This window comes from Paenibacillus assamensis DSM 18201 (assembly GCF_000422445.1).
In the GTDB taxonomy this organism is placed as follows: Bacteria; Bacillota; Bacilli; order Paenibacillales; family Paenibacillaceae; genus Paenibacillus_B; species Paenibacillus_B assamensis.
This window is the reverse complement of the sequence record NZ_AULU01000006.1, coordinates 30,611-51,189: the sequence shown is the minus strand read 5'-3', so window position 1 is coordinate 51,189 and position 20,579 is coordinate 30,611. Positions and strand designations below refer to the sequence as shown.

Annotated in this window: 21 protein-coding genes and 1 riboswitch; of the genes, 1 reads left to right on the top strand and 20 read right to left on the bottom strand. The window is 42.9% G+C overall.

What is annotated here, in order from left to right:
• Positions 1 to 18 precede the first annotated feature (18 nt).
• Entirely contained in the window at positions 19 to 1,608 is a 1,590-nt protein-coding gene (gene serA / locus H580_RS0103170; protein ID WP_028593498.1) for a phosphoglycerate dehydrogenase, read from the top strand.
• 331 nt (positions 1,609 to 1,939) lie between these two features.
• Here serA and H580_RS0103165 read toward each other — a convergent pair whose 3' ends face one another.
• The 20 genes from H580_RS0103165 to H580_RS0103065 all read right to left on the bottom strand — a co-directional run bounded on the left by H580_RS0103165 (position 1,940) and on the right by H580_RS0103065 (position 20,337).
• Complete coding sequence (locus tag H580_RS0103165; protein ID WP_028593497.1) at positions 1,940 to 3,367, bottom strand: ATP-binding protein; 1,428 nt, start codon at positions 3,365 to 3,367, stop codon at positions 1,940 to 1,942.
• Positions 3,368 to 4,084: a response regulator gene (locus H580_RS0103160; RefSeq protein WP_028593496.1), complete on the bottom strand. Its 717-nt coding sequence runs from the start codon at positions 4,082 to 4,084 to the stop codon at positions 3,368 to 3,370. It lies immediately after the preceding gene.
• Positions 4,085 to 4,151: 67 nt separating this feature from the next.
• A complete protein-coding gene (ccsA, locus tag H580_RS0103155) occupies positions 4,152 to 5,405 on the bottom strand; it encodes a cytochrome c biogenesis protein CcsA (protein WP_028593495.1) in 1,254 nt (417 codons plus the stop codon).
• Positions 5,402 to 7,072 carry a cytochrome c biogenesis protein ResB gene (resB, locus tag H580_RS0103150; protein ID WP_028593494.1) on the bottom strand — a complete coding sequence of 557 codons (1,671 nt, stop codon included), beginning with the start codon at positions 7,070 to 7,072 and terminating at the stop codon, positions 5,402 to 5,404. Before resB ends, ccsA begins: the two co-directional genes overlap by 4 nt.
• A 29-nt stretch (positions 7,073 to 7,101) precedes the next feature.
• Complete coding sequence (resA, locus tag H580_RS0103145; protein ID WP_028593493.1) at positions 7,102 to 7,623, bottom strand: thiol-disulfide oxidoreductase ResA; 522 nt, start codon at positions 7,621 to 7,623, stop codon at positions 7,102 to 7,104.
• A 205-nt stretch (positions 7,624 to 7,828) separates the two neighbouring features.
• Positions 7,829 to 8,572, bottom strand: coding sequence for a pseudouridine synthase (locus H580_RS0103135; protein WP_028593492.1), 744 nt, complete (start codon positions 8,570 to 8,572; stop codon positions 7,829 to 7,831).
• Between the two features lie 158 nt (positions 8,573 to 8,730).
• Positions 8,731 to 9,264, bottom strand: coding sequence for a spore maturation protein (locus tag H580_RS0103130; protein WP_028593491.1), 534 nt, complete (start codon positions 9,262 to 9,264; stop codon positions 8,731 to 8,733).
• A 53-nt stretch (positions 9,265 to 9,317) separates the two neighbouring features.
• Positions 9,318 to 9,947, bottom strand: coding sequence for a nucleoside recognition domain-containing protein (locus H580_RS23180; protein ID WP_051217207.1), 630 nt, complete (start codon positions 9,945 to 9,947; stop codon positions 9,318 to 9,320).
• Between the two features lie 113 nt (positions 9,948 to 10,060).
• Entirely contained in the window at positions 10,061 to 11,224 is a 1,164-nt protein-coding gene (locus H580_RS23175; protein WP_051217206.1) for a D-alanyl-D-alanine carboxypeptidase family protein, read from the bottom strand.
• A gap of 240 nt (positions 11,225 to 11,464) precedes the next feature.
• Positions 11,465 to 11,929, bottom strand: coding sequence for a GerW family sporulation protein (gene ytfJ, locus H580_RS0103115; RefSeq protein WP_028593490.1), 465 nt, complete (start codon positions 11,927 to 11,929; stop codon positions 11,465 to 11,467).
• Positions 11,902 to 12,594: a DUF2953 domain-containing protein gene (locus tag H580_RS0103110; protein ID WP_051217205.1), complete on the bottom strand. Its 693-nt coding sequence runs from the start codon at positions 12,592 to 12,594 to the stop codon at positions 11,902 to 11,904. The genes ytfJ and H580_RS0103110 overlap by 28 nt, the downstream gene beginning before the upstream one ends.
• Before the next feature lie 202 nt (positions 12,595 to 12,796).
• Entirely contained in the window at positions 12,797 to 13,501 is a 705-nt protein-coding gene (locus H580_RS0103105) for a metal-dependent hydrolase (RefSeq protein WP_028593488.1), read from the bottom strand.
• Entirely contained in the window at positions 13,491 to 14,111 is a 621-nt protein-coding gene (gene scpB, locus H580_RS0103100; protein ID WP_028593487.1) for an SMC-Scp complex subunit ScpB, read from the bottom strand. The genes H580_RS0103105 and scpB overlap by 11 nt, the downstream gene beginning before the upstream one ends.
• Positions 14,080 to 14,871: a segregation and condensation protein A gene (locus H580_RS0103095; RefSeq protein ID WP_051217204.1), complete on the bottom strand. Its 792-nt coding sequence runs from the start codon at positions 14,869 to 14,871 to the stop codon at positions 14,080 to 14,082. The genes scpB and H580_RS0103095 overlap by 32 nt, the downstream gene beginning before the upstream one ends.
• A gap of 67 nt (positions 14,872 to 14,938) precedes the next feature.
• The gene (gene ribH / locus H580_RS0103090) at positions 14,939 to 15,406 is read right to left on the bottom strand and encodes a 6,7-dimethyl-8-ribityllumazine synthase (protein WP_028593485.1); all 468 of its coding nucleotides are present in this window, start codon (positions 15,404 to 15,406) and stop codon (positions 14,939 to 14,941) included.
• Positions 15,407 to 15,491: 85 nt separating this feature from the next.
• The gene (locus tag H580_RS0103085; protein ID WP_028593484.1) at positions 15,492 to 16,706 is read right to left on the bottom strand and encodes a bifunctional 3,4-dihydroxy-2-butanone-4-phosphate synthase/GTP cyclohydrolase II; all 1,215 of its coding nucleotides are present in this window, start codon (positions 16,704 to 16,706) and stop codon (positions 15,492 to 15,494) included.
• Between the two features lie 21 nt (positions 16,707 to 16,727).
• A complete protein-coding gene (gene ribE, locus H580_RS0103080) occupies positions 16,728 to 17,423 on the bottom strand; it encodes a riboflavin synthase (protein ID WP_028593483.1) in 696 nt (231 codons plus the stop codon).
• Positions 17,408 to 18,565 (bottom strand): bifunctional diaminohydroxyphosphoribosylaminopyrimidine deaminase/5-amino-6-(5-phosphoribosylamino)uracil reductase RibD, encoded by a 1,158-nt coding sequence (gene ribD, locus H580_RS23170; protein ID WP_084508892.1) that lies wholly within the window; start codon positions 18,563 to 18,565, stop codon positions 17,408 to 17,410. The genes ribE and ribD overlap by 16 nt, the downstream gene beginning before the upstream one ends.
• A gap of 398 nt (positions 18,566 to 18,963) precedes the next feature.
• Positions 18,964 to 19,127, bottom strand: a riboswitch (FMN riboswitch).
• A 278-nt stretch (positions 19,128 to 19,405) separates the two neighbouring features.
• Positions 19,406 to 19,834 carry a peptidylprolyl isomerase gene (locus H580_RS0103070; RefSeq protein WP_028593482.1) on the bottom strand — a complete coding sequence of 143 codons (429 nt, stop codon included), beginning with the start codon at positions 19,832 to 19,834 and terminating at the stop codon, positions 19,406 to 19,408.
• 92 nt (positions 19,835 to 19,926) lie between these two features.
• A complete protein-coding gene (locus H580_RS0103065) occupies positions 19,927 to 20,337 on the bottom strand; it encodes a hypothetical protein (RefSeq protein ID WP_028593481.1) in 411 nt (136 codons plus the stop codon).
• Positions 20,338 to 20,579: the final 242 nt, after the last annotated feature.

The window sequence follows — 20,579 nt, the reverse complement described above, 5'->3', positions numbered from 1 at the left end:
CAAAAGGGAGGAACTACAATGTTTAAAGTATTGGTATCGGATCCGATAAGCGATTTCGGAATCCAGCAATTAATGGATGCTCCAGATGTACAGGTGGATAAAAATACCGGATTATCTGAAGACGAACTCGTAGCCATTATTGGGCAATATGATGCACTACTCGTTCGCAGCCAAACAAAAGTAACTCCGCGCATCATGGAAGCTGGTACAAAATTAAGAGTCATCGGTCGCGCTGGAGTTGGTGTAGATAATATTGATCTTCAAGCAGCAACACAACGCGGTATTATTGTAATTAACGCTCCAGACGGGAATACAATCACAACTTGTGAGCATGCATTCGCGATGATGATGGCGATCGCTCGACATATTCCTCAAGCCTATGAAAAGACGATTAAAGGAATTTGGGATCGCAAATCTTTCCTAGGCGTTGAACTCCGCAACAAGACGTTGGGTGTACTAGGTATGGGACGTATTGGTAGTGAAGTTGCCAAGCGAGCAAAAGCATTCGGCATGAATATCATCGGATTTGATCCATTTATGACAGACGAGAGAGCAGATAAGCTGGGCATTAAGCTTGGATCTGTGGATGATATTATCCGACAAGCTGATTTTATTACGGTTCACACACCATTAACCCCTGAGACTAAACATATGATTGCAGGCCCTCAATTTGAGGTGATGAAGCCTGGTATGCGCATAATTAATTGTGCACGCGGAGGTATCATTGATGAGCTAGCACTAGTTGAGGCTATCGAACGCGGTATCGTAGCTGGTGCAGCATTTGACGTGTTCGAAGTAGAGCCACCTGCACCTGATCATCCATTCTTGAGCAATCCAAACATCATTGTTACTCCTCACCTAGGCGCATCGACAGTTGAAGCTCAAGAAAATGTTGCCATTGACGTTTCAGAACAAGTGATTTGCATACTTAGAGGTCAACCATTTAAAAATGCAGTCAATATGCCTCCAGTTCCGGCAGACGTATTGAACAAAATTCAACCTTACTTTGATCTCGGTGAAAAATTAGGAATTTTTGTTTCCCAATTATCCAAAGGTCCAGTTGTTGAAATTATGGTTAACTATTCAGGTGAATTGGCAGAGGTAGATACTCAGCCTTTAACTCGCTATATTGTTAAAGGAGTATTGCAGCAGCATCTAGGCTCTAATGTTAATGTGGTTAACTCGATGCATTTGGCTAAAGTGCGCGATATTAATATTGTTGTGCAAAAATCTCATGTTACAAAAGGCTTCACAAACTTAATTACCGTTACCCTTCGTACGAATGAAGATGAGCGTCTAGTTGCTGGTACTCTTTTAAGTGGTTATGGTGAGCGAATTGTGCAAATCGACAAATATCCAGTAGACGTTGCACCAGAGGGTCATCTGTTATTGGTGAAGCACAATGACAAGCCAGGTATGATCGGTTCTGTAGGTACATTGCTGGGCAACAACGACATTAATATTGCTACGATGCAAGTGGGACGTAAAATTGTCGGCGGATCTGCTATTATGGTGTTGTCTGTAGATCGCGCTGTTCCAAAAGAAGTTATCGAACAATTAAAAACAACGCCTCAAATTAATAAAGCAAAAGAAATTGTGTTTCAGTAATTACGAGCACATGCAGTTAATTAATTTTTAATCCTGACTCTTAATTAGCCCTATATACGTTTTATTATTTCAACAATGTGTATCTACGCTTACTGTTCCACGAACAACAAGATTTACATCGCAAAAATGACGTCTGACTACGGCAGACGTCATTTTTGCTGTTTGCCCTTTACTTGTCGACAAATCTTATTTCGCAATTCCGTAAGGTTCGTCAACTTCTCCTACTCCTTTCAAAGAAAAAAGAACCTTCACAACTACAACAGTTCTATCTATTGCAGCTGTAAAGATTCTTTTTAAGTTTTTGAGGTTCTCTTTACTATTTCGACTTATCTCAATTCATGAGACCGAGCGGCAATGAAATAGAGAAAGTCGTCCCCGCCCCTACCTTGCTGCTCACTTCAATCTTGCCCTGATGTGCCTCAACAATATTTTTGACGATAGCTAGGCCTAATCCCGTTCCACCCGTAACTCCACGTGTACGAGCTTTATCTGCCTTATAAAACCGTTCAAAAATATAAGATAAATCTTGAGACGGAATCCCTTGCCCATGGTCACGAACATGAATGACAAGCCATTCTTGCTGTGAACTTGTAATTACTTCGGTCTCAATTTGTATCAGTTGCTCAGCCTGCGAATGCCGAAAGGCGTTATCCAACAAGTTCGTTAATATTTGCTCCAAACGATCCTCGTCGGCACTAGCCAGTATATATCGTTCAGCTCTAAGCTCTGCTCCTAGTGGAATGCCCTGTTCTTTTGCTAATACGGAATACTTCCGCAGAACACGATGGATGAGTTCGTTGACATTTACTTCTGTCCAATGCATTTGCAAATGACCCGCTTCCATACGAGCAAGATCCAGCAAGTCTTTCACGAGTCGTCCCATACGAAGGGACTCGTCATGAATGACCTGTACAAGCTCTCGTCTTTCCTCTGGAGAAGTAACGATATCATCCAATAATGCTTCACTATAGCCTTGAAGCATCGATAATGGCGTTCGAATTTCATGAGAAATATTAGCGATAAAGTCTTTTCGCATTTTCTCCAAGCGAACTTCCTCTGTCACATTTCGCAATACAGCAACAGCGCCTCGAACACCATTAACATTATGCAAAGGTCCTATTACAACAGACCATACCTCTTGTTTAACATGAATGCGTGTCGTTACCTCTACCGCTTGGCTAATTACTTCATGAAACAAGGGACGCAATGGACCTGGCACAGATTGTTCCAGCTCATACTCTTCCATCTCGTTCCATTCCAACGTATTCCACTTCTCAAGCTGTGCTTGACCTTGAGGATTAGTAGACAACACGCAACCTACTGCATCAAACGTAATAACCGCATCCGTCATACTGCGCAGTATGCTTGATAAATGCTCTTTCTCATGTTGCAAATCTTGAATGACTAAATCAAGTTCTTCTGCCATATGATTAAATGTCTGCGCGAGTTCACCGATTTCGTCCTTAGAGCGAATAGGTACGACTCGCGAAGAATAGTCTCCTTGACGAATCGTTTCAGCAGCCGACTTAAGCAGGCGCATCGGTTGTGTAATCTTAGTGAACAGAAAAAAGGCAAAAAATGTTGTTAGCGAAAACCCTACTATTGCCGTATATACGAATAGCCGTTTCACATCATTTGGATGCGTAAAATTACTATCGATATAAGGAAGCAGATACACACCTAAAAATAGCAGGATCGCAGCAACTAATCCAATGATCGTGATCCATAGCTTACCAACTACACTTCGCCAAAATTTCACTTACTTCGGTACCTCCAATTTATAGCCTACTCCCCATACGGTAGTAATCATGGTAGCTGCTTCAGGAGATACTTTGTTTAATTTTTCACGCAAACGTTTGACATGTGTATCCACCGTACGCAAATCGCCGAAGAACTCGTAATTCCAAACATCCTTCAACAGTTCTTCGCGTGAAAACACCTTATCTGGTGAAACGGCCAAGTAATGAAGCAGTTCATACTCCTTAGGAGTCAAGCTAACTTCCTGTCCGCCTGCTGTAACACGATGAGCATCATGTTCAATAATTAGATTAGGAAACACGATATTGTTGCTTGTCTTTGGATCATTCGTCAAAAAGGCTGTAGCAGAAGAACGACGAAGTACCGCCTTCACACGATAAATCACTTCACGAGGACTAAATGGCTTGACCACATAATCGTCAGCTCCTACTTCAAAGCCCTGAACACGGTTCATTTCTTCCCCTTTAGCCGTGAGAATGATAACAGGTGTCGCTTTCACTTGACGAAGTCTTGTACACACTTCAATACCATCTATACCTGGGAGCATTAAGTCGAGCAGGATGAGGTCGAAGTCATCATTGACCGCTTTGTTTAAAGCTTCCTCCCCATCTTCTGCCTCATCAATTTCGTACCCTTCTTTTTCCAAGTACATTCTCAACAATCGCCGAATTCGTTCCTCATCATCTACGACAAGAATGCGATTTATCTGTTCTGACATGACTAACTCCCCTTTCAACACCACTAACAATACGTTCTTCTATATCATACTGCATAATTCCTTAGGTTTACACCCCTGCATATGAATGAAGTCCGACAATTAGCAAATTCACACCAACCAATGTAAACATAACGATTATAAAGCCAATTACAACTAGCCATGCCGACTTCTCTCCATGATAACCTCGAGAAAGACGCAAATGAAGATAGGCACTGTAGAACAACCAAGTAATTAGAGCCCACACTTCTTTCGGATCCCATGCCCAGAAACGTCCCCAAGCTTCTTGTGCCCAAATCATTGCAAAGATAAGACCGCCTAGCGTAAAGACTGGGAACGCAATAGCTGTTGCACGATAGCTAATCTCATCTAGATCATCTGGATTCATACCACGTAGCAGTGGTTGAAGTGCTTTGGCAATAGGCTTGCGAATAATTAATCGAATGAGTCCATATAACAACAACCCTGACATGAGAGACCAAGTCACCGTGTTCATTTTACGCGCAGTTTTATGACTGTCCATCGCTGCTGGAACTTCCATTAGTGGAAGCTGCATACCTAAAAACTTCTCATCTCCAACTACTTTACTGTTAGTAGCAGCGAAAATAGGTGGCAATGTGTAGGAAATGGTATCCGGCTTGTTACTGATTTGTGTGTTGTTGTCTATGGTTTCAACCACTTCAACTGTACGCTGCAATTCTACTTCATAGCCAGCAGCACGATAGCCGAAAACAGTAACGACATATCCTAAAATAATAATGACAGTGAACAAACTGAATTCCAAAGCAATTTGGGATTTACGCTTCGTTGTATCATCCCAACGCATTGTATGAACCAAGTACATAATTCCAGCCACAAAACCGACCGCAAAGAATGCTTCACTTGCGCCTACCATCGATACGTGCAAAATAAGCCAAATGGATTTGAGTTGTGGAATTAATGGCTGAACTTCACTAGGAAATACGGATGCATATCCCATCATTAGAATAGCCAATGGGACAGCAAACAACCCAAGTGCAGCTGAACGATAAATAAAATGCATAACAATATAAGCCGCTATTATCATAATCGCCAAAAATGACATGAATTCGTACATATTACTGAGTGGGATATGCCCTGAACCTATCCAGCGTGTTATAAAGTAAGCCAATTGAGCAACAAATCCTAATACGGTAACAGCAAAAGATATCGTTCCCCATTTCTTCAAATGAGCTTCTTGATTTTTCCTGCGTCCTGCCACAGTAAATACATATAAAATAAGTGCGAAGCAAAAAAGGAAAAAGGAAGTTAAATAGGAGTTCTGGCTGAACTCTAATATGTTCATGACTTGTCCCCTCCACGATCAATAGCATTCACATCTACTTCAAGCTCTGTCTCTCGCAATATGCGAGCCACTTCATTACGCATACCATACCAATTTTTGTTCGTATGTGCTCCAAGCAGTAATTGATTCTCATTTAGTCGCAGCCAAATACGACGATGCTGCCAATAGAAGCCCATAACCAAACCAATCATAGATATTCCCGCTCCCACCCAAATATAAGGAAGGGCCTTTTCAATTCTAACGTTCAAGTAGCTTAAAGATTCCTGGATGGTGACATCTGCCATAGACTGAACGTCAATTTGGATTTTTTTCATAATTTCCTGATTCAACACATCTTCACGGAAACGCTGTTTGTCCTTCTGAAGCGGGAAGTAAAAGTATGGCTCACCCGTTTCTTCCAACCCTGGCCCTTTGATCATAAATAAAAATGCCGGGGCATTAGGATTAGGCGTTTTCGTTATCGGCTTGCCATCTTTACCCAAGTCAAAGTCCATGTACTTCTCACGAAGCTCCAATGTATAGGGGCCTACCGTGTACTTAGGTTCTGATTTGCTAATGTTCAATTCGAATGAACCATAAATTTCGTTGGTCTTCGGATTTTTGAGATTAGGTTTAACGGCTACAAGCTTGGGCGTAAGGTCAAAGTCATATTGAAATATCATCAAGTCTTCATATTTCAACGGCTCATTTACTCTAATATTGTGCTTATGAACTTCCTCCAGCTTCGGTTCAGCTAAAGGATCGTCACAATTCGCCACACAACGATATAAAGTAGCTTGTGTTTCAAACAGTTTAGGGATGACACGACCCTCTTTTGCAAATTGCTCCGGCATTTCTTCTTTGGTGTAATATTCAACGGTAAATTTCTCATTTTCTAAATAAAAGGGAGTGTTCTCAATCGGACGTGGTTCGTTATGCGGAAATGCTGCATAATATTCTAGATTCCAGCCTGGAATGCTGCGAGCCAATACAGCTAATAAAAAAACAATTAACCCAATATGGTTAATATAAGGCCCCCAACGGCTGAAACGGTTCTTCTCTGCCAGTATTGCACCATCCTGCTCATAGACACGATAGCCTTTGCGCTTAAGCGCCTTCTGGGCTTTCTGTATCCAATCTCCCTGATGCATAGCATTAGACAATTGCTGTTCATAGACGATGCGTTGACGACGTAAAAACTGATCATGTTTGCGAATTTTTTGCTTGTGCAGGGCACGATATAGTGGCAATACTCGATCTAAGCTGCAAATGACCAATGAAGCACCAATCATAACTAGCAAGCTTATAAACCACCATGATTCGTATGTATGTGACAATCCTAGCAAGTAATAAATATGACCAATCGTGCCATAGTTTTCTTTGTAGTAAGTCGAGGGATCAAAGTTGATGAACTGGCTCTCTTGAGGATAAATCGTTCCCAGCGACGCACCAATAAGTGTAATGATAATAACAATAACTGCGATTTTTACAGAAGAGAAAAAATTCCACACGCGGTCAATCACACTTGGATTTGCTTTTTGAGATTTACGGGCAACACCATCATATCTCATTTCTAATACTGATGTTTCGTTATCGCTTTCATGTAAAGGCTTACCACAAGCTTCACACAGAATGGTCTGAGTGGGATTTTGATGCCCGCATTCACACTTCGTATTTTGAAATTCCAAGGATGCAGCCCCCTTGCATTATACACTGGTTAGCTAGTAATTTCCTTTATCTGCGTCTTGAGCACAGATTCCTCTACTTCACCTAATATGATGTTGTGTACGGTACCATCCGGCTTAATAAAAAAAGTGGTAGGAAGTGGTCGAATACCGTACGCTTTGGCAACTGACTTTTTACTATCCAGCCAAATCGGAAACGTAATATTCATAGTGTTAACATAGTTATTTACGGTAATTGGATCTTCACCATTATTGATAGCTATAATGGAAACGCCTTTGTCTTTCCATTCCTCATGCGCACGTTGAAAGGCTGGCATCTCACGCGTACATGGCTCACACCATGTGCCCCAGAAGTTTAATACAATAGCTTGGCCTTTAAGGTTAGTTAGCTCTTGTACATCCCCATTCAATTGCTGAAGCTTTATATTCGGCACCTTACTCCCGATTACAGGAACTGAGTTGCTCGTAAATAAAGCCGAGCCGATGGCGAATCCGCCAAGTAGTAGGATGGCTGCAAGAATAACCATTTGAAGTGATTTATTTCGTTTTCCCATCGTAATTCGCCCTTTCTATGACAATTTTCACAATTAGGCGGCGCAGTTTAAACAATTCCATTACACCGAACACGTCCATTATAATCCATATAGGCAAGGACACATCTTCCTTTTTATGAAATTTATGTGTCATAGAAGGGCGACACGTTGGCTACACACTGTTAGATAGACACAAATCCATCATGCATTTTGCAGCAGTAAAATATTACTTTAGTCGCTCTGACTTGACAGGCGATTGCATCAATTCATTAATTTCAGACTTCGTCAACAGACGATGCTTGCCTCGAACAAGACCTTGCAGCGTAATATTACCAAACTGAACACGCTTCAGACGCGTGACCGGATGTCCGATAGCCTCAAACATCCTTCTAACTTGACGGTTACGACCTTCGTAAATGGTCATGCTAATCGTTGCTACATTTTGCTCCATATCAACATCGAAATATTCAACTTCTGCAGGCTGAGTCATTCCATCTTCGAGCATAATGCCTTTTTTAAGTTTCTCCAGCGCATCGCCATGTGGAATGCCTTTAACAGTCGCTCGATAAATTTTGCCAACATGATGGCGTGGATGTGTCAGCCTATTAGCTAAATCTCCATCGTTGGTAAGAAGCAATAATCCTTCCGTATCGTAATCCAAGCGACCTACTGGATATACACGAGTCTTAATCTTTTTAAGGAAATCCTTAACCGTCTTGCGGCCTTCAGGATCTGACATCGATGTAATAACACCTTTCGGTTTATAAAAAGCGATAACGACTTTCTCAGCCGCTTTTCTCAACGGACGACCATTCACTGTAATCTCATCCGTATTTGGATTCGCTTTGACGCCAAGTGTCAATACAGGCTCACCGTTCAATTCCACTTTACCATCTAATATCAATTGCTCACATTTGCGGCGAGATGCGATACCTGCATTCGCCATAATTTTTTGAAGACGTTCTTCCATTTGTGTCATTCACCTCAAACCTATGATATCCGTTCGTGAACAAGTCCACAAGCGAAACTGATAAAAACGTGTCGAAACAAGAAAAAACACCCTGTTATAGGTGGATATCACCTAGAAACTGGGCGTCTCTAACACATTATAACACATTTTCGTTTCTATTATACAAATATGAGCATACAAATAATGATTGCCGCTACAAATCCAACGATATCTGAAAATAGCCCTACTTTTAAAGCGTATCGTCCTTTGCGAATACCAATGGCTCCAAAATAAACAGTCAATACATACAGCGTAGTGTCTGTACTCCCTTGAATCGTGGAGGCAATCCGACCTATCAGCGAGTCAGGACCGTATGTTTTTATTAAATCCGTTGTGAACGCGAGCGAACCAGCGCCTGTAATGGGTCTCAAAAATGCTAACGGCATTACTTCGCTTGGTATTCCGAACCAGTCCAGTAAAGGTCTCATTAGCCCGACGAGCCAATCCATGGCTCCAGATGCTCGAAACACACTAATGGCGACCATCATGCCTACCAAAGTTGGAATGATGTTGATCGATGTCTGGAACCCATCCTTGGCACCTTCGACAAACGATTCATACACCGGAACTCGCTTCATATATGCGTATAGGGGGATGAAGACGATAATGGCTGGAATCGCCCAAGTAGAAATGGTTGTCAAGAATGCATACAAGCTCCATCATCCTTTCTGCACATGCGTTACCGTATCAGACAGCTACTAACACGCTATGGTCCTGCTGGCACAGAATTCGATTCATGATGTTGAGTATGCGGCGGGCTCTTTGTTCGAGATCGGTACCAACGATCTGCCGCGATGGCAGCTATTGTAGCAACCATTGTGGCTAATAGAGTAGTTCCTACGATTTCTGCTGGATTAGCAGAATCAAAGTTCATACGTATGGCGATTAATGTAGTTGGTATTAACGTGATACTAGAGGTATTAATCGCCAACAACGTGCACATTGCTGGTGTGGCCGTTGTTTTATCGGGATTCAGTTTTTGCAGCTCCTGCATAGCTCGAATACCCATTGGAGTGGCTGCATTGCCTAACCCTAACAAATTGGCACTCATATTCGACATAATGAAGCCCAAGGCAGGGTGGTTGCGCGGTACATCAGGAAATAAATAACGCACCACGGGTCCAAGCAGTTTAGCTAGTGATTTGAGCAAACCTGCATCCTCCGCTATGCGCATCATTCCAAGCCAGAACACCATGACGCTGATAAGGCCGAAACTGACCGTTACACCCGTCTTGGCTCCGTCAAATACAGCTTCGGTCACAGCTTCAATTCGCCCTTGTGCAGCAGCTGCAATAAAACCTACGACCAGCATAAAAATCCATATCGCATTAACCATGCCGCTCCCCCTCATTTACTTCATGTGAAACTTGTCCAGCGCACTCACCTCTCCCTAAGCTGCCTGTGCGCTAAACGACATGAGTAAAAACAAAGCAATGAAGCTTTTAATGTTTATTTAGGTAGTTTCTGATTCGCTTCTGCTTGTTCTGTTTTCACTTGCATGGATTGCTTGATCGGAATGGTTCCAATCAACTTATCTTCCAGCCAAATGGATAACTTGCCATGGAGCCCTAGTCGATAATCAAGAGTATCAGGTTGGAACCATTCAACTTTTCGCTGGATTTTCGCCTGTTCCTCTGAACGTAATGGATAACTCCACGACGCGTCCATTTCATAAGGTTGTCCTTCTAGTTTATATCCTTTCTCAATGACGGTTGTAAGCGGATACTGTGCAAATCCATAGTCAAGCAAAGTTTGATGATCATTCCAATCATCGCCGTCATTTAATGTAACTACAGCAAGCTGTTGTCCATTACGAGTAGCAGAGCTCACTAAACAACGCAGCGCATCGCTCGTATAACCTGTTTTCACACCATCTGCTCCCGCATAGAAGCGAAGCATCTTGTTCTTATTTGTCCATTTATAATCCCATTTTTCAATTGGATTTGGAACAACTTTAACTTTTGTCTTTACAATGGTTTGGAACTGCTTGTTATGCAAAGCATACGCACTTAGTCGTGCAAGATCATGCGCGGAAGTGTAATGTTCTTTTTGGTCTAAGCCATGCGGATTGCGAAAACTTGTATTTTCAAGACCAAGCTCCTCAGACTTTTGATTCATCATATATACAAAGCCGTCTTCCGAGCCGCCAACATGTTCTGCGATTGCTACTGCTGCATCATTTCCTGAGCGAAGCATGAGACCATAAATCAAATGCTGCAACGTCATTTCTTCACCTAAACGCAAATATATCGATGATCCTTCTTTACCCACTGCGCGTTTACTCGTCTTGACTTTGTCCTTTAACTTCCCTGATTCCAAAGCCACTATCGCAGTCATTATTTTTGTTGTACTTGCCATAGGCAAACGTGTTTCACCATTGTCACTATGCAGAATCCTACCCGTTTTTACATCGATTAAGGCAAATGCTTTTGCTCCTGTTCGTGGCGCTTCTGATGCATTGGTTTTATTCTTCTGCCTTTTCTTTTTCTCTTTGCTTACAGCAATCACTTTATCCGGATTGTTCATTTTTATCGCTTCTGCATTACCCGCTTGTAGAATAGGATTCCATAACAGTACAAGGGCAATGACGGCTGCTAACTTGCGATGAATCATTAATTCGTAGTCCTCCTTCATGATGTCGGAGCATGGAGTTCAGTCTGGATAAGCACCTGTTACTCACGCCGTAATTCATATGTATGCGAATACGATGCTACGTATGTCCAACATTTTGTACAAGCTATTCCCATGTAAAATGGTTCAAAAAAAGCGCCATACCCACGCAGCCGCATGATAATTCAGCCAAACGACTGAATGACAGCTCGAGTTTATTGACGCTTTAATTTCATACAGTCATTATGAATCGGCATGTGTGTGATGACTATGTGTTGTTTCGTTCTGAGCATGACTATCTTTACGTTTAAATAGTGACTCAAGTCGATCGATAATGTGCGGAGTCGAATCGATGAGTTTTTCTAGTAAGTGAGTATTGTTGTCCATCGATACAACCTGCACATTTTGCTTCCCTACTACTAGGAAGCCGATCGGATTCATGTATACTCCACCCCCGCTGCCTCCTCCGAACGGCTGCTGCGGCGGATAGCGATGTACTTGTTGATTTTGATTCTGTGACTTCTCACCATTCATAATTCGATAGTCACTACCCCCTGCGGCAAATCCGATACCAACCCTGCTAATGGGAATGATGACAGAACCATCTGGTGTTTGCACAGGATCACCGATAATTGCATTAACATCGATCATCCCTTTAATATTTTCCAGAGCGACTTGCATCAAGCCTTCGATTGGATGCTCCGCCATTGCTTAACTCCTCCTTCAGCCCGCTTGATGCGGAAAATGAGCACAATCACTGCAAAAATAGCATGTACGACACGAATTCGACCTATGCACAGAAATCTGGTGGAAAATTCAGGGCGATCAAATCGTGGAACAACTTCCACATCAGGTAAACGTCTGAAAGTCAGCAGCTGAGTAATAAAGCCTGTTACTCCACCTATGAGAGCCCAAGCTAATCCATAGAGCATCCCTGTATGGGCAGCATTTGATGTTCCATATTCGGTATCCCATATGTAGCTATTTACCTCAATATGCTCTAATGTTTCTAGACTCCACTTTTCAAATCCATATGTACGAGCGGCTATACGCACAAACTCCCTGTTCCATTTTTTAATCGTTTCAGGCCCTACAAAATTACGCATTCGTTCTTTGTGCTTGCCTGCCCAAGACTTTTCTTTCTGCTTGGACTTCATACTAAACCCTTGCTTAAAATTTTGAAATTGAATGCTGCGGATCTCGTATCGCCAACGAACGATTCCGTAGACGGCTTTAATCCCAATCCATATCCGCTCGTGCTTGCCCTGTTTAGAGACAACTAGCTTGACCTCCAAATGAGACATCAACACGGTCACATTGAATCCTATCATGATTGCCGCAGCAAGCAAGAAACTCCATAGCCATATGGACATCTGCAAGTCACCCCTCTTCCTGCAATGCTCGTATTATAGCCACATGTATCCAACTCCATGCAGGGCGACATGGAATAGATTTAAAATAGAAAAGAGCTGTCCCATTAGCAGCATCAACTACTACAGAACAGCTCTCATATTCATTGGTGACATGGCAACCAAATCATAAGTTTAGATTTTTTTACAAAACGTTCCTATGCGTTTATACGAGTTGCCACGTAGATGTATCCAGTACTTGTCCAGGCTCCATCACAATTCCTTTAATACCATATTGCTTCAGCTTCTCAGCATAATCATGCCCATCCTGCTCTATAAGCGAGAAAGTATTGTAGTGGATAGGCACAACGACCTTAGCCTGTAACCATTGTGCAGCGAGAAGTGCATCAGTAGGATCCATTGTAAAATGACTGCCTATCGGTAAAAATGCGATATCCGGTGCATACCTTTCCCCGATAAGTTTCATATCCGAGAACAAAGCTGTATCACCTGCATGATAGATCGTTACGCCTTCCATCTGAAGAACAAAGCCAGCGGGATTACCTAAATAAATAATCTCTCCATCCACAATAGCCGATGAACTGTGCAAAGCAGGAACCCATTTTAGCTCGCCAAATGGAAAGGAGGCTCCACCACCGATATTCATAGGCACAACAGACTCTAAGCCTTGCAGAGATAAATACGCTGCGAGTTCAACAATTGTAATGACCGTCGCATCATTTCGCTTCGCTATATGAATGGCATCTCCAGTATGATCATCGTGACCATGTGTCAGAAGAATCGTATCGGCCTGAATTGTCTCTGCTGACTCTACAGCGACAGGATTGCCTGTCAAGAAAGGATCAACGAGCACGGAATGTTCTTGCCCAGTAATTTGAATACATGCATGTCCATGAAATTTAATCTGCATCTTCCTGGTTCCCTCCAACATCTTCAATAGTTAGCTGCCTACCATCTAACTTCGCGAATAGAAGCTGGGTTTCCTCCTCTAAGCCATCAGTTTGCTCAAATTGTGCAGCCTCAGGCAGTTCTTCCAGACTGGAAAGCGCAAAATAATCAAGAAATGCTTTTGTTGTACCATAAAGAATCGGGCGCCCAATCGCTTCCGCACGGCCAACCTCTTCAATAAGGTCTTTATTCACAAGCGTTTGAATCGCTCGATCAGACTTTACTCCACGCACTTCTTCTATCTCAACACGGGTAATCGGCTGGCGATAGGCCACAATGGATAAAGTTTCTAGTGCTGCCTGTGATAGCGATGCCCGAGCAGGTGAGTATGCCATTTTTTCAAAATAAGGTACGTGTTCAGGCAGTGTCGCTAAATGATACATACCTGCGATCACAAGAACTTGAATGCCTCGCTTATTTCGCTCAAAGTCTCCTTTTAAATCTTGCACAGCTTCTTCCACAACTTCCACACGCTGTTCCGTAATTTCAGCGATATGCTTGGTACTTAACCCTTCTTCTCCTGCCATAAACAGCAGGCCTTCAATAATCGACTTCAACTCTAGAAAGTTCATCTGTGTCCACCTCACCTTGCCACTGAATAACGATATCTTCAAATCGCTGATCTTGATGGCAGCGAATATGCTTTGTTTTCATTAACTCCAATAGTGCTAAAAAAGTGACAACAATCTCATGACGTGTCATTTCTTCACTTAGCAGCTTAGAGAACATAACTTTGCTTCCTTTTCCTGAAGGCTTGAGCATACCGACAATATCGCGGATACGATCTTTAACAGATATTTCATCACGATGAATGGTAGCTACTTGCTCTTTTCGTTGAGCTTTACTTAGCGCCTTCTGGAACGCACGAACAAGATCGGACACATGCAATCCTTCAACAGGGTTAGCAGGAGCGGTCGGCAAATACGTGCTTAAATCCTCAGCTTCCTTCGTGAAAATGTGACTTCTTACCGTTTCCTTTTCACGTAAATGTTGAGCAATACCCTTAAATTTACGGTACTCGATCAACTTACGAATAAGCTCGTCACGAGGATCTTCTTCTTCCTCTTCGTACTCAGGATAGTCTTCCCATTCCATAATAGGAGGTTTGGGCAGCAGCTGCTTGGACTTTATAGACAACAATGTCGCTGCCATAACGAGGAACTCGCTCGTAATTTCTAGCTCTAGCTCCTGCATACTTTGCAAATATTCCATATATTGATCAGTAATTTCGCTAATAGAGATGTCTTGAATATCAATTTCAGACTTGTCCACTAAGTGAAGCAACAGATCAAGCGGACCTTCGAATTGATCAAGCTTATATGTAACGGACACCCCGTAATTCCCCCTGAAAAAACAAATGTAGCACCCTTTTGCAAAAGGGCACTACATTAACTAAGCACTATTTTAGCTGTTTCGTCAAGTTAGCCATCTCGATGGCAGTCGCTGCTGCTTCCCAGCCTTTATTGCCTGCTTTTGTACCCGCTCGCTCAATCGCCTGCTCGATTGAATCGGTTGTGAGTACACCAAATATCGTAGGAACCCCAGTTTTCAAGCCTATTTGCGCGACTCCTTTAGCAACTTCATTGCACACATAGTCGAAATGCGGTGTCGAACCTCGGATGACAGCCCCAAGTGTGATGATCGCGTCATATTTTCCACTTTCGGCTAATTTTTGTGTAATTAATGGTATTTCAAATGCTCCAGGTACCCACGCAATATCAATTTCTTCATCCTGTACACCGTGACGCTTCAACGCATCTAGGGCACCTGACACAAGCTTTGATACGATAAATTCATTGAATCTCCCGGCAACAACACCGTATTTTAAGCCTTCCGAAACAAGATGACCTTCAAAAATATGCGGCATAACAACAACCTCCGTTTATATATGTTTAATTTGTATAAATGAGCACCTATTTATATAAGTAGATATGAATATCCATAAGACATTGTTAGGAAGAGTAGTCAAACAAATGCCCCAACTTCTCTTGCTTTGTATGGAGATATCGGCGATTCGATAAATTTTCAGACATTTGCAGCGGGACTCTTTCCACCATTTTCAGACCATATCCTTCTAGTCCAGTAATTTTTCTCGGATTATTGGTCATAAGTCGGATGCTGCGAACACCAAGATCCTTCAGTATTTGTGCGCCAATCCCGTAATCTCTTAGATCCGCTGCAAACCCCAGCTTCGTATTCGCATCAACCGTGTCATAACCTTCTTCTTGCAAGTTGTATGCTCGAAGCTTATTAATTAACCCAATTCCTCGTCCCTCTTGACGCATATACAACAGCACTCCACTGCCTTCCTGCTCGATATGATGCAGGGCTGCTGCCAGTTGCGGTCCGCAGTCACAACGATGTGAGTGGAAGATATCACCTGTTAAACATTCTGAATGGACACGTACAAGCACAGGCTGAGCAGGATCAATTTCTCCCTTTACCATTGCAACATGTTCCTTACGATCAACGGCATTCGTATAAGCTATTATGCGAAATTGCCCATATTCCGTCGGCATGTTCGCCTCAACTTCACGCTGAACTAGTTTTTCCTGCGCATGTCGATATTGAATGAGATCCCGAATACAAATGAGCTTGAGGCCATGTTTCTCTTTCAACTGCATCAAGTCTGGCAGCCTTGCCATCGTTCCATCTTCATTCATAATCTCGCAAATAACCCCCGCTGGGGCTGATCCACTCATACGTGCCAGATCGACCGCCGCCTCGGTATGTCCAGCACGACGAAGCACCCCACCCTTTTTCGCGACTAAAGGAAAAATATGACCCGGCCGTCTAAAATCGTCCGCCTTTGCTGCAGGATTGATTAGCGCCTGTATCGTTAATGAACGCTCGTGTGCGGAAATACCTGTCGTTGTGTTATTGTGATCAACCGAGATCGTGAACGCTGTACCATGAAAATCGGTATTATGGCTAACCATAGGGGGGAGATTGAGCTCTACAGCCCGCTCAGGTGTAATCGGAACACAAACGAGCCCGCGACCTTCTGTTATCATAAAATTAATCACATCAGGTGAAGCCTTATCTGCTAACGCAATAAAATCACCTTCATTTTCACGATCTTCATCATCAACTACAATGATGACTTTTCCTGCTTTCAATTCCTCTACTGCTGCTTCAATCGTATCAAAATAAAACGGCTCACTCATAGTCGTTCCCCTCCTTACCCGTTAATCGTTAAAAAAACCGTGTTCTGCCAGAAAGCTTTCCGTCATTTTTGATGACTTCGAGCTAAATGAGGTCAAATGAGTTTCCATATTACGATCGGCTTTACTTGCAAATCCAAGCAGCCTTTCAACGTACTTCCCTAGTACATCGCATTCCACATTAACCGTGTCACCTATGTTTTTATGGGTTAGCGAGGTTTGGCTCAATGTATGAGGGATTATAGATACGGCAAACTTGGACTCCTCCGCTTGTATAAGTGTCAAACTAATACCATCTATGGCGATTGAACCTTTCGGAATCATATAGCGCCCTATGCTGGGATTCTCTAGCTGGAATTCAAATACGACGGCATTCGAATCAACGATTCGACTCACCATGATTGCTGTACCATCAACATGACCTTGGACAATATGACCACCAAATCGACTATTAGCAGCCATCGCTCGCTCCAGATTGACAGATGCACCAGGCCGCAGTTGTTTTAAATTCGTATGACGATACGTTTGCGGCATAACATCTGCATGGAACGAAGTGCTACTAGATGCTGTTACCGTCAAGCAAACACCATTGACCGAAATACTGTCACCCAGCTTTACCCCTTCAATCACCTTACTAGCACGGATGCAAAGCACCATGGCCTCTCCCTGCTTGCTAACCGAATGAAGTGTTCCAACCTCTTCAACTAGACCAGTGAACAAGCTGTATCCACCTCCTGTGAATCACGTAACTCTCGTAATTTTCGATTCAACGGACTGCCACCAATGATAATGTTGTCCCCGACTAATTCCACTTGTAAATGCTCCAGTTGCAGCGCATCTTCCATACTCTCTGCACCTTCAAAAGTAAAGACAGAGGGAGCCTCACGATGACCGACAATTTTGGGAGCTAGCATGAGTAGAACACGATCAATAAGCCCAGCCTTCAGCATGGAGCCATTCAACGTCCCCCCGCCTTCAAGTAAAATAGAACCGATCTCTTCCTCAGCACAAAGCTTCATGGCCAGTGAAAGATCAACAAGTGGTCCGTCGTTCACTCGAATAATGCGTACTCCACGTTTCTCTAGTTCACGTGCCGCGTGCTCATCTGCTTGAGTTGTTGTGAGTACCCATGTTGGTACTGTATGATCCTCCACAAGTCGAGCCCCCAACGGCAATCTCAGCTTGGAGTCCACAATGATGCGAATTGGATTTAGCGCTGGAACTGACAAGCGAGTCGTCAGTGACGGATTATCCTGCAGTACCGTCTCAATACCAACCATAATGGCTTGATGACGATGACGCAGCGCATGTACACGTTCACGAACATCTGTATTCGTAATCCATTGGCTATGACCGGTATGCGTCGCAATTTTTCCATCCAGCGTGGTTGCCGTCTTCATCGTCACATAAGGAAGCTTCGTCAGCATGAACTTCGAGAACATCGTAATAAGCGATTCCGCTTCCCTCTGCATGACACCTAGAGCCACCTCGATATCATGGTCACGCAGCGCTTGCAGTCCACGGCCTGCAACTAGCGGATTAGGGTCAGCACAAGCAACGACAACACGCTTAATACCCGCTTCAATCAACCGTGAGCAGCATGGAGGCGTATGCCCATAATGGCTGCACGGCTCCAACGTTACATAGGCAGTTGCATCTCGCGCATCTTTACCTGCCATTTGCAAGGCATGTACTTCTGCATGCTCTTTGCCTCGCATTAAATGCGCCCCCATACCCACAACTCGACCCTCACGGACGATGACACAGCCTACAGGTGGATTAATGCTCGTTTGGCCGACTACCCGCTCTGCCAATTGAATCGCTAATTGCATATAGAACTCATCATTTAGCCGAGGAATCATATAAACACACCTCCTCACAAAAAAACTAAATACTTAGTTTTGTAATTGCGTGCAAGTAGAAGTTTGCAAGTAGCAATTACAAACGAACAACAGAAAAACCCCTCGGAACTATATCCGAAGGGTCATAAGGTCGAATAATCAGGTATGTACCATCTTTCACATGCATTGCATATGCTTGTCGGCAGCAACAAAAACCACTTATAAGCATAAGCAAACAGACCAATGCTATTCACCTGCATAGCGCAAATAAACTGCATATATAGGCCAAAAAACAACCGTCATGTGAAATACAGCGCGTTGAAAATGAAATGTGTTTACAGCTGCTCCGTACCAATTGTCACAACCATTAAATGTCATGACCAAATAAGAGCAAGCAGCAGTCACATCCCACCTGTCCTGATATCCTTCTCCCATCCAGACTATACTGTCGGCTCTGGAATTGCACCAGATCCACCGTCTACGGCATACACCGCATCCGGGTCACGGACTAAGCATAAAGAGTGAATCACACTCTTTATTCATCACCGCCGGTTGGGACTTTCACCCGACCCCGAAGGATAAAACATATAAAATTGTGCTCCTACCCTACTGCCATTTCATGCAGCATGGTAATCAGACATCGACTATACAAGTCTTGCCATGTATGTTACACCCGCATTTCAAAAAATGCAATAGCCTCCCCACATATTGCTATGTACACGCCTATCACTAAAATTCAATCAACGACAAAAAGCCCTAGCCTTCCATCGCTTAAATCAATGGAAAACTAAAGCTTTTATGCATGCATTCGTTAACAGATAATTGTCATTAATCGAAGCTAATACTTCTAATTAATTTTTATTAAGCTACTGTTACAGATTTCATTTTGTCGCCTTGTTTGATTTGGTCAACAAGTTCCATACCTTCTGTTACTTGACCAAATACAGTGTGAACGCCATCCAAATGTGGGAATGGAGCGTAGCAAATAAAGAACTGGCTGCCGCCTGTATCCTTACCTGCATGAGCCATAGACAATGCGCCGCGCACGTGCTTATGCGTGTTGCCAGCTGTCTCACATTTGATTGTGTAGCCAGGGCCGCCTGTACCTGTACCGTGTGGACAACCACCTTGAGCAACGAAATCTTTAATAACACGGTGGAACGTCAAACCGTTATAGAAACCTTCGTTAGCCAATTTCTCGAAGTTTGCAACTGTTCCTGGAGTTTCTTGGTCGAAAAGCTCGATTACGACGTTTCCGCCTTTTTCTAGTTCAATTGTAGCTGTTTTCATATGTAAACATCCCTTCTTTATTGCGAATTTATAAAACACAATGAAAATAGTATAGCATTTAAGCAACCAAGGCTCAACCCAATTGAACTGGATCAGCAACTAAGCCCTTTTTCCCACTCGCCATTTAAGTCGAGGCCAAACTGTCGGACTTCATCATCGGCTACAATCAACGTAAGGTCTTGTTGAGATCCAAAAAAACGGAGTTTATGCGTATTGTCCTTCTCTAATTTCGTCCATTCCAAATGATATAGATGTTTTTCGAAAGAGGTGTACAAATTATCTAACTTAAAATCATTTAATACCTCAAGCGGAAAATTCGAAGTCACTTCAACATAATTTTTAATCGTCAGATTCGTCCAACCAAAGTTCAACTCATAAACGATACGGTTTCCCTTGTAGTGTTTAAAATTAAGTTGACATCCTTCGTAATCGCCGGGTATGCACTTTAAAAAAGAAAATTCAACATAAGTTCCATTTTCCTGTATATCTCGCAGTATCGCCATTCCATTACTCCTTTGAATCGTAGAGCTAGTTATTTGAATAGTAACTCCGTCTCAATTGCTCCTCGATAGCATGTTGAGCGCTTATTCATCGTAATATTTTCGAGTTAAAATCGCTACGGTACATTGAAAATGTTCGGCAGCTGCGTGCCCTTTATGTAGATTGAGATTATTATCTGCTCAGGCTGTCATACGTCGCTGAGCAGCATAAAAAGCCAGTCATTAGCCTCATCGTACTCGACGAC